At 72.1% G+C, this 3714-nt stretch carries 5 protein-coding genes; 4 read left to right on the top strand and 1 reads right to left on the bottom strand.

What is annotated here, in order from left to right:
• The 4 genes from AB0C69_RS39720 to AB0C69_RS39705 all read left to right on the top strand — a co-directional run.
• Nucleotides 1-848 (top strand): Na+/H+ antiporter NhaA (locus AB0C69_RS39720; protein ID WP_360361478.1); only part of this gene is annotated, 848 nt, incomplete at its 5' end.
• Nucleotides 849-861: 13 nt separating this feature from the next.
• Nucleotides 862-1293, top strand: coding sequence for a phage holin family protein (locus AB0C69_RS39715; RefSeq protein ID WP_345178972.1), 432 nt, complete (start codon nucleotides 862-864; stop codon nucleotides 1291-1293).
• Nucleotides 1294-1301: 8 nt separating this feature from the next.
• Nucleotides 1302-2225 (top strand): alpha/beta fold hydrolase, encoded by a 924-nt coding sequence (locus tag AB0C69_RS39710; RefSeq protein WP_353831871.1) that lies wholly within the window; start codon nucleotides 1302-1304, stop codon nucleotides 2223-2225.
• Nucleotides 2226-2244: 19 nt separating this feature from the next.
• Nucleotides 2245-2697, top strand: a complete 453-nt coding sequence (locus tag AB0C69_RS39705; RefSeq protein ID WP_360361474.1) for a DUF309 domain-containing protein — start codon at nucleotides 2245-2247, stop codon at nucleotides 2695-2697.
• On the opposite strand, the gene AB0C69_RS39700 is transcribed toward AB0C69_RS39705, so the two are convergent.
• Nucleotides 2694-3714: MarP family serine protease (locus AB0C69_RS39700; protein ID WP_360361471.1), on the bottom strand; the 1021-nt coding region annotated here is incomplete at its 5' end. The genes AB0C69_RS39705 and AB0C69_RS39700 overlap by 4 nt on opposite strands.

Here is a 3714-nt window from a genome sequence, read left to right as displayed (position 1 = left end):
TCTTCCTGGCGGTGAGCGCGGGCGCGCCGGGCGCGGCCAGCGGGTGGGCGGTGCCGACGGCGACGGACATCGCGTTCGCGCTGGCGGTGCTCGCCGTGACGTTCACCTCGTGCCCGGCGCCTCTGCGCGCGTTCCTGCTGACGCTGGCGGTGGTGGACGACCTGATCGCCATCGCCATCATCGCGCTCTTCTACACCAGCACCCTGCACTGGACGCCGCTGCTGCTCGGCGCGGCGCTGATCGTGGCGTACGGGCTGCTCCAGCACCGGGGCGTCCGTTCGCCGTGGGTGTACGTGCCTCTCGCCGTCGCGGCCTGGTACTGCCTCCAGCGGAGCGGGATCCACGCGACCGTCGCGGGCGTCGCGCTGGGGATGCTCACCAGCCCGAAGGAGACGCCGGACGGGCGGCCGACGAACGCCGAGCGCGCCGACCACGCGCTGCGGCCGTTCTCGGCGGGCGTGGCCGTGCCGGTCTTCGCCTTCGTGTCGGCCGGGGTGGGCCTCGGCGCGGCGCAGTTGGGCGCCGTGTTCACCGACCGGGTGGCCCTCGGCGTGATCGCCGGACTTCTGGTCGGTAAGTTCGTGGGGGTCTTCGGCGGGGCGTGGACGGCCGTGCGGCTCGGCCTTGCGACCCTCGGGGAGGACCTGCACTGGCACGAGATCGCGGGAGTCGCGCTCCTGGCCGGGGTGGGTTTCACCGTTTCGCTGCTGATCGGCGGTTTGGCCTATACCGACCCGTCACAATTCGAGAGAGTGACGACTGCGGTCCTGATCGCGAGCGTTCTCGCCTCGGCGGCCGCGGCCGTCGTCTTCCGGAGAAGGGTGCGTCTGCGCGCGCGCCCGGACTAAGGAGAAAAGCCATATGTCCGAGGCACTACCGGGCGAGCGAGTCGAGGACAAGTCCCTCGGCGAGCTGGTCGCCCTGGCGTCCAGCAGCGTCTCCGACCTGATCAGGGCCGAGATGGACCTGGCCAAGCTGGAACTGAAGGCCGATGCCAAGAAGGCCGCGCTGGGCAGCGTGATGTTCACGATCGCCGCGCTGATCGGCGGGCTGATCGTGATCCTGCTGTCGATCGCCTTCGCCTACGGGCTGGTGGCCGCCGGGATCTGGCACTGGGCGGCGTTCCTCATCGTGGCCGGCGTGTACCTGCTCCTCGCCCTGGCCCTGATCGCCATCGGGTACTTCCGCATCCGCAAGATCGAAGGGGCGAAGCGGACCCGCAGGACGCTGAAGGACGACTTCACCGCGCTGCGCCACCGCGGCGACTCCGGCGATCCCGAGCTGACGGGCTGACCGCCGCCGTGTCCGGGCACGACGCGTCGCTGATCGAGGTCGACGGGCCGTGGACGCACCGGCAGGTCAGCGCCGGCGGGACGCGCTTCCACGTCGCCGAGGCCGGCGAGGGGCCGCTCGTCCTGCTGCTGCACGGGTTCCCCGAGTTCTGGTGGTCGTGGCACCACCAGCTCGTCTCGCTGCCCGCCGCGGGCTACCGGGCGGCCGCCGTCGACCTGCGCGGCTACGGCGGCAGCGACAAGCCGCCGCGCGGGTACGACCTGGTCACGCTGGCCGGGGACGCCGCGGGGCTGGTCCGCGCCCTGGGCGAGGCGAACGCGACCGTCGTCGGGCACGACTGGGGCGGGCTGCTCGCCTGGACGATGGCCGTCTACCACCCGAAGATCGTCCAGCGGCTGGCGGTGGTGGGCGCCCCGCATCCCCTGCGGCTGCGGCGGGCCGTCGCCGGCGACCCGCGCGGGCAGGGCTGGGCGGCGCGCCACACGTTCGGCTTCCAGGTGCCGCTGTGGCCCGAACGACGCCTGGTCCGCGACGACGCGGAACTGGTCGGAAAGCTTCTGCACGACTGGTCGGGGCCGGACTGGCCGGACGAGCGCACCGAGCGGCTCGTACGGAAAGCCGTGCAGATCCCCGGGGTCGCCCACAGCGCGCTGGAGTACCACCGCTGGCTCATCCGCTCCCAGGCCCGCCCAGACGGCATCCGCTACGCGCACCGCATGCGCACCCCCATCCATGCCGCCACACTCCAGGTGCATGGCGCGCTCGACACGTGCACCCTTCCCGCCAGCGCGCAGGGCTCCGGACGCTACGTGAAGGCCCCGTACCGTTGGACGCTCATAGAGGGCGCAGGGCATTTCCCCCACCAGGAGCGTCCGCAGGAGTTCGACGCCCGGCTCCTCGACTGGCTGGCCGACCCGGGGCCTGAACGCTGAACCCGCGTACCGTGGAGGCATGCGGGATCGGGACGAGTCGGGACGCCCACGCAACGCACGCCCACGGGACGCCTACGGACGTCCCCTGCCGCACGGCGCCACCGGCATACCCACGATGCCGGACGAGCTCGACATGCCACCGGCGGAAGCCCTGGCCGAAGCGCAGCGCCTCCTGGACGCCGACCGCCCGTTCCATGCCCATGAGGTACTGGAAGCGGTCTGGAAGTCCGCCCCGGAGCCCGAACGGGAGTTGTGGCGGGGTCTCGCACAGGTCGCCGTAGGGGTGACCCATCTGCGCCGGGGAAACGCGCGTGGCGCCCAGGCCCTCCTCAGCCGCGCCGCGGACCGGCTGGTCCCGTACCTGGACGCCGCTCCGTACGGCATCGACGTCCAAGGGATCGTGCAGCGGACACGCAGCCTGGCGAAGGAGCCGCAGGACGGCCCCATCGCCCTCCGCCTCACACCGAACTAGTCGGAGCAGCTCTCCGTCGAGACCGGCTTCGTGGCGTTGGCGCCCACGCGCGCGTCGGGCGCGACCTCCTGCGCGGTGAGCGCGTACCCGGTGGACGGCGTGTCCAGGGCCGCGGCGAAGATGACGCCGTAGACGCGGCCGTCGGTGGACAGCAGCGGACCGCCGGAGTTGCCCGGCTCGACCTTGCCTCGGATGGCGTAGATCTCGCGGCTGACCTGGCCGGAGTGGTAGATGTCGGGCCCGCGCGCCGTCTGCCGGGCGCGGATCCGGGCCGCCCCGGTCGTGAACGGCTGCTGCTTCGGGAACCCGGCGATGATCGCGTCGTCGCGGACGCGGGCCTCCTTGGCGAACTCCAGCGCCGGCGCCTTCAGCCCCGGCACGTAGAGGACGGCGACGTCGCGCTTCGGGTCGTACAGCACGACCCGCCCGCGGTTGGTGTCGCCGTTGAGCGTCGCCACCACCGAGGAGCCGCGCGCCCCCGCGACGACGTGCGCGTTGGTCATGATGTGCTGCGGCGCGAACACGAAACCCGTGCCCTCGATGCGGCGCTGGCACTGCGGCGCCGTGCTGACCACCTTCACGATGCTGTTCTTGGCGGCCTTCAGGCCCCGGGTATTGAGGACGGACTCGTCCGGCGGCGGCACCTGCACCACCGACTCGCCGCCGAGGCCGTTGAAGACCTGCGGGAACTCGCTGCTCTTGACGAACCCCTGGAACGAGGTGAACCACGTCTGCGCCTGCGGGGGCATCACGTCGTTGATGCCGTTGATGATCGAGGAGCCCTTGACCTGCGTCCGGACGGGCTTGAACTCGGAGTTGGCGACCAGGCTGCCGAAGAACCAGGCGACGATCAGCAGCGAGAGCGCGCTGACGAACGTGCCGCCGACCGCGTCGGCGGTGCGGGCGTTCATCCCGGTCACCCGGTTGCGCAGGACGGCGCCGACGGACGAGGCGACGAGCTGGCCGAGGGTGGCGGACAGGAACGCGACCACGATGGCGAGCAGCGCCTGCTGCGCC

This window comes from Actinomadura sp. NPDC048032 (assembly GCF_040653175.1).
GTDB classification, from domain to species: Bacteria; Actinomycetota; Actinomycetes; order Streptosporangiales; family Streptosporangiaceae; genus Spirillospora; species Spirillospora verrucosospora.
The sequence above is the reverse complement of the archived record's forward strand: the minus strand, read 5'-3'. Positions and strand labels throughout refer to the sequence as shown.

Coding starts and splice junctions, on each gene's coding strand:
- AB0C69_RS39715 (WP_345178972.1), top strand. CDS start 862: ATGTCCGAGGCACTACCGGGCGAGCGAGTCGAGGACAAGTCCCTCGGC.
- AB0C69_RS39705 (WP_360361474.1), top strand. CDS start 2,245: ATGCGGGATCGGGACGAGTCGGGACGCCCACGCAACGCACGCCCACGG.